The 6,118-nt window shown below is 61.3% G+C and carries 6 protein-coding genes; 5 read left to right on the top strand and 1 reads right to left on the bottom strand.

The features are described from left to right. The 4 genes from VNK82_11385 to VNK82_11370 all read left to right on the top strand — a co-directional run. A partial coding sequence (locus VNK82_11385) for an RHS repeat-associated core domain-containing protein (protein HXE91556.1) occupies window positions 1–1,351 on the top strand: 1,351 nt, incomplete at its 5' end. A gap of 304 nt (window positions 1,352–1,655) precedes the next feature. Further along, window positions 1,656–2,213, top strand: a complete 558-nt coding sequence (locus VNK82_11380) for an RHS repeat-associated core domain-containing protein (protein HXE91555.1) — start codon at window positions 1,656–1,658, stop codon at window positions 2,211–2,213. Then, complete coding sequence (locus VNK82_11375; GenBank protein HXE91554.1) at window positions 2,135–2,506, top strand: hypothetical protein; 372 nt, start codon at window positions 2,135–2,137, stop codon at window positions 2,504–2,506. The genes VNK82_11380 and VNK82_11375 overlap by 79 nt, the downstream gene beginning before the upstream one ends. 1,127 nt (window positions 2,507–3,633) lie before the next feature. After that, window positions 3,634–4,194 (top strand): transposase, encoded by a 561-nt coding sequence (locus VNK82_11370; protein HXE91553.1) that lies wholly within the window; start codon window positions 3,634–3,636, stop codon window positions 4,192–4,194. Window positions 4,195–4,494: 300 nt separating this feature from the next. Here the strand turns inward: VNK82_11370 and VNK82_11365 are convergent, their stop codons facing one another. Next, on the bottom strand, window positions 4,495–4,962 hold the full coding sequence (locus VNK82_11365) for a PaaI family thioesterase (protein ID HXE91552.1): 468 nt from the start codon (window positions 4,960–4,962) through the stop codon (window positions 4,495–4,497). A gap of 383 nt (window positions 4,963–5,345) precedes the next feature. On the opposite strand from VNK82_11365, the gene VNK82_11360 reads away from it, so the two are divergent. Further along, complete coding sequence (locus VNK82_11360) at window positions 5,346–6,092, top strand: DUF1223 domain-containing protein (protein ID HXE91551.1); 747 nt, start codon at window positions 5,346–5,348, stop codon at window positions 6,090–6,092. Window positions 6,093–6,118 lie beyond the last annotated feature (26 nt).

Raw genomic sequence — 6,118 nt, 5'->3', positions numbered from 1 at the left:
CAACCGCAATCTGAACCGGGGCCAGCGCTTCACCTATGACGAGCTGAACCGGGTGAAGGATGCCTGGACGGCGGGGAGCCTGTGGGGCAACAGCTACGTCTACGACCTCTGGGGGAACCTGAACAAGAAGCTGGCCTGCCTGGCGACCGCGCCCTGCGCCGGGTATCCGCAGGGGGAGAACCTGGACCAGACGGCCAACAGCAAGAACCAGTTTGTCGGCATGAGCTACGACGCCGCCGGCAACCTGACCAACGCGGGCGCCGGAGTCATGACCTACGACGCGGAGAACCGGCTGGTGGCGGCCGGGGGCGTGACTTATGCCTACTTGGCCGACGGCAACCGGGTGCGCAAGGCGGGCAGCGGAGTGGTGGACACCGCCTACTGGTACGGGCCGAACGGGGAGCTGCTGGCGGAGAGCGACCTGAGCTCCAACATCCGCGAGGAGTACGTGTTCTTCAACGGCCGGCGGGTGGCGCGGCGGACGGCAGCTACGGGGGCGGTGGTCTACTACTTTTCCGACCACCTGGGCTCGGCCAGCGTGATCACCAACGCGGCGGGAACGATTGTGGAGGAGAGCGACTACTACCCGTTCGGGGGCGAGCGAATCATCGTGAACAACGACCCCAACGCCTACAAGTTCACCGGCAAGGAGCGGGACGCGGAGACCGGCCTCGATTACTTCATCGCCCGGCATTATTCGTCCAGCCTGGGGCGGTTCTTGCAGCCGGACGAGTTCGCGGGCGGCCCGGTGGACGCCTTCAGCTCCAACGACCCCCTGCCCGACTCGCCCCTCCCCTACGCCGACATCAGCAATCCGCAGTCGCTGAACAAGTACGCCTACACCTACAACAACCCGCTAGGGTATGTAGATCCGGACGGCCATGACGGCTTCACATTCCTTGGAATACCAGTGGTCTATAACTGCCGCCCATACTGCGCCGCCGAATGGGCGCATGAGAAGCAGCATGCAGCCGACTACTGGAATCGACAAATGACCCTTAAGGACTACGAGAAACGCGCATTTGCAGCCGAGGCAAAAGTGTACGAGAACAGACTACAGGAGCTTGAACAGAAGCAAGCTTCTGGCCAGAAGCTCAGCCCAGAAGAACAGAAGGAAATGAATGAGATTAAGAAGGAACGGCTCCCGACAGCCCAGAATAACGCCACAGATAAAGGTGCCACTGATTACGTGAAGAACACGAACCCTGGAACTGATCCCAACTCCACGCTGTGGAATCCGCAGCCGGCGAAGCAGGACCAACAACAGCAGAATCAGCAGCAACAACAACAGCAGCAAAAACAACAGCAGCAACAGCAAGAAGAAAAGAAAAAGAAGGGGAACCGAAAATGATGAGGAAGCTGCTTCTCGCCATGTGCCTCGCCCTCGAGTTGGTTTTCTTGATTGGTTCGGTTCGGCCGCCCCTACCAGAGAGTCCAAAGCTAGGTTCCTTATCAATGAAGCAATCCCAAAGCCCGTCGGAAGCACAGGCCAGAGAGATGGAGAAGGAACGCGCGCGGCTGAAACGCCAACAGGAAGTTCTTAGAACAGGCTCCGTCTTCGGTTTCTTGATCAACGGGATCGTCTTGATCCGCCTAGCGAGAGCGAAGGGGCATAGAAAACTGCCGCTAGAGTACAAGTAGGGACGGGTTAGGTAATGGGACGTTACGACGCGGAGAACCGGCTGGTGGCGGCCGGGGGCGTGACTTATGCCTACTTGGCGGACGGCAACCGGGTGCGCAAGGCGGGCAGCGGGGTGGTGGACACGGCCTACTGGTACGGGCCGAACGGGGAGCTGCTGGCGGAGAGCGACCTGAGCTCCAACATCCGCGAGGAGTACGTGTTCTTCAACGGCCGGCGGGTAGCGCGGCGGACGGCAGCTACGGGGGCGGTGGTCTACTACTTTTCCGACCACCTGGGCTCGGCCAGCGTGATCACCAACGCGGCCGGGACCATCAAGGACGAGAGCGACTATTATCCCTTCGGGCGCGAGCGCATCATCGTCAACAGCGATCCCAACCTGTACAAGTTCACCGGCAAGGAGCGGGACGTGGAGACCGGCCTCTACAACTTCGGGGCGCGGTACTACCACGAGAACGGCTGGTTCAGTCGCCGGATGAGTTCACGGGCGGCCCGGTGGACGCCTTCAGCTCCAACGACCCCCTGCCCGACTCGCCCCTGCCCTACGCCGACATCAGCAATCCACGGTCGCTGAACAAGTACACCTACACCTACAACAACCCGCTGCGTTACACCGATCCGAATGGCCACGATGCGTGGGACTTCCTCCTAGGTGCCACAAATGCGTTTGGAAGCAACTTCTTCGGAGGTGTGGGGCGAATCGGAGGAGGCAACAGTGATTTGCAAAAGGGTCAGGCGTTGGGTGATGCGGCATCAGTCGTTGTAGGCGCAGTCGAGGTGGGACTGGGTGCGGGAGCAGAGGTGGCGGGCTTGCTCTGGATGCCACCGGAGTTGGCGCTGTTGTGGGTGTACGCGCAAATGTTGTAGGTGCCGTAGCGATTACACAGGGCTTAACAGCGGTAGGAAGTGGGACATACCATCTTTCCAAAGGCACCGCAGACAAGCCGGGCGAGGTATACGTGACTGAACCTCAGCGAGGTAGCAGACAGGAGTATGTGGGCAGAACCACTCAGGGAACTGACCAGAGAATGGCAACACGAAATGATGGTAGGACTGGAAAAGCTAGAGTTATAGACACGTATAAGACGCGTGCGGAAGGCCGGTACAAGGAACAGAAGCAAATCGATCGCCGGGGCGGCGTCAAGAATCTAGATAACAAGCGGAACGAGGTAGCTCCCAAGAAAATGCCGGAGCTCAAGAAGAGAGTCGAGGGGAAATGACACGCAGGACAATCCAAGAGTTTTGGACTTGGTTTCAAGAAAACGCTCCGCGGCTGGCTCAGTTGTACGAAGCCAAGCGGTTCCATGAGCTCAGTGACGAATTTAGTCGACGGTTGGATGCAATAAGTACGGAGTTGCCGTGGGAGATGGGCCCGGGCAAAGTGAAGCGGTACTCACTCACATTGAGTCCAGAGGGAAACCCCAAGCTCTCAAGGCTGATACGGCAGGCGTTGCTGCGAGCCCCCGAAGTTCCTGATTGGGAGCTGTATTCCTCTAGACAACCGCGACAACTACCTGGGGCGATCCGACTTCCCGAGCGAAGACTTAGTTTCCCCACGGACAAGTGGCGGTTCATTCCCGACGAGGATCGGGTGAGTAATAGAATCCACCTCACGATTATTGACAACCGCTTGGCTTCAGCAGATCGAGACGCCGCCCTCAAAGCTGTCTCAATCCTTCTGGATCAGTTCCTCGGGGAGCAAACTGTAGAAACTTGCATTGGCTTGATCACGGTTGCGAAATCCGGTGGAAAAGGAAAGTCATATCCGATATTGGACCTACCGGAATACATTCGCGGGGCGACGGCTGACAGCCGACAACGTAGGGCCCCTTAAGCGGGCAGCGGGCGGGTGGCCCACCCTCCTCGGACCGGAACGACCCCTGCCCCATTCCTTTGCGCAGCAAAGGGTGGGATGAGGTCAAGCCTTGTTCCGCCTGCGGAACGGATTCCGTTCGAGTCGCAGCTGGGGCGCCGTATCGTGGTACTCCTCCCTTGTGTCCAAGGGGCTGAAGCGCTATTACGGCGAAGGACATCTGCACTTCATCACCTGCAGTTGTGACCGGCGGCGTCCCTTGCTGAGCACACCTGCACGACGCGACCTGTTCCTGCGCATCCTGGAGCAGGTCCGGCGACGCTATCGCTTCCAGGTGGTGGGCTACGTGGTCATGCCCGAACACTTTCACCTGCTGATGAGCGAACCGGAACAAGGCGATCTGTCGCTGGTGATGCAGGTGCTGAAGCAGCGCGTGGCCCGGCGGCTGCTGGCGGGCCGAGAGCGCGCGAGGTCGCAGGCTCAGTTAGGGTTGTGGGACGAGGGCGGGCCGGAAGGCGAGCACTTCTGGCAGCGCCGCTTCTACGACTTCAACGTCTGGAGCAAGCGAAAGCGCATCGAGAAGCTGCGCTCCATGCACCGCAATCCAGTGAAGCGCGGGTTGGTGGCCTCGCCCGACCTGTGGCCCTGGAGCAGCTTCCGTTGCTACGCTTACGGCGAAAGCGGAGTCGTGCAGGTGGAGCCATGGCCGGTGGCACGCCCAGCGGGTGTGGCCGGACGTTAGCTCGCCCACCCTTTGCTGCGCAAAGGATGGGGCACCCTCGGGTTCGGTACCCGTCCGGGAAGGATGGGCCACCCGCCCGGTGGATCGTGTGCGTCGAGGCGCCCAGTTAATCGGGTTGGAAGACAGAGTCAAAGACGTATCCCTTTGACCAAGGCAGACTATTGGTCGTGCGTCTCTTTGCAGTTTCCTTCCAAACCAAGATCCTTCGCTCGGGTTTCCCGCCCTGGAGGAATCGTGCGGGAGCCCTCCCTCACTCAGGATGACGGCAATCACTCCCGATATGCTGGAACACGGGGCGGCTTACCACTGATGGTAGGCCGGGTGGCCGGGCTTGACGGCGACGAAGGTGCCGCGGCAGGTGGCGCAGGGCTTGCCCTGGGCGCTGAGTTCGGCCTCGATGGTGGCGCGGTCGTCGGTGGAGGAGACGACGCGGGCGACCAGGCGCACGGGGCCGTCGACGGGGGTGGGGCGCAGCAGGCGGACGGCGTAGTCGGCGGTGACGGTGCAGGGCGGGCTGGCGGCGCCGGAGCGTTGCATGAGGTGCCAGGCGGCGGTCCAGTTGGAGTGGCAGTCGAGCAGCGCGCCGATGATGCCGCCGTTGAGCATCCCCGGGAAGGCCTGGTGATGCGGCTCGGGCGTCCATTCGGCGACGACTTCGCCGGCGTTTTCCCCCACGAAGCTGCGGATGCGTAGTCCCTTTTCGTTGGCCGGACCGCAGCCGAAACAGATGCCGCGCGGGGAGTAGGTTTCCTGAAGGCTCTTCTCCATGGAGGGATTGTAAATGGCAGAATTGAACCATTGAATCAGTGAATCATTGGATCATTCAAAGCACCCCGGGAACGTGGCGTGGCGAGGGTGAGACGAGTATAAGCCTCTATCGCCCCTCGGGGCCCGGGTTGGTTCCCACCTGACCCACGGCTGACGGGCGACAAGTCTAGCGCCGCTTCGCGGCCAAGCATCCCCACGTCTGCGCCGAAAAGCACGGCGCAGACATGGGGCACCTTCGGGAAAGTTGAATCATTGGCGGGGCGCAGACGGGTACAGTCAAGGGTGTATCGTGGAGCGGGCTGGGGCATCGTAATCAGGTGGAGTCAATCATGCGATTTCTTGCGGGATTACTGATCACGGGAAGTTTGCTTGGAGTAGCGGTGTTGAGCGGGAGAAGCAGCGAGATAGCCGAGCCGGAGCCCGCAGCGGGAGAGGCGCGCAGCCCGGTGCTGGTGGAGCTGTTCACCTCCGAAGGGTGCGCGAGCTGTCCGCCGGCGGATGCGTTGCTGATGCGCCTGAACGAAGAAGGGAGAGTCGCGGGCGCGGAAGTGATCGTGCTCTCCGAGCACGTGGATTACTGGAACTACATCGGGTGGACGGACCCGTTCTCTTCGGCGCAATACAGCGAGCGCCAGAGCCGCTATGCGGAGGCGCTCGGGAGCCAGGTGTACACGCCGCAGATGGTGGTGGACGGGCGCGAAGACTTCGTGGGCAGCGACGAGCGGCAGGCCCGGGCGGCCATCGTGCGGGCGAGCCGCGAGCGCAAAGCGCAAGTCGGGATCGAGACGTCCGCCGGCGCGAACGGCAAGACCCGGGTGGCGCTGCGCGTGACGGAACTTCCCACCCTCAGAGCGGGCGCGAGGGCAATACTGCTGCTGGCCATCACCGAGGACCATCTCAGCGTGGCGGTGTCGCGGGGAGAGAACTCCGGGCGGCGCCTGTCACACACCTCCGTAGTTCGCTGGCTCAAGCGCGTGGCGGAGCTGGACGGAGGAAAAGACTTTCAGACGGAGATTGAAGTGTCGACGGCCAGCGACTGGAAGGCGAAGGACCTGCGCGCGGTCGCTATCGTTCAGGAGAGCGGGAGCGGACGGGTTTTGGGAGTGGGTCGAGTGAAGCTTTGGGATTAATTAAATCATTGAATCAGTTGGTCATT

It is taken from the genome of Terriglobales bacterium, from assembly GCA_035573675.1.
In the GTDB taxonomy this organism is placed as follows: Bacteria; Acidobacteriota; Terriglobia; order Terriglobales; family Acidobacteriaceae; genus DATMAB01.
The sequence above is the reverse complement of the archived record's forward strand: the minus strand, read 5'-3'. Positions and strand labels throughout refer to the sequence as shown.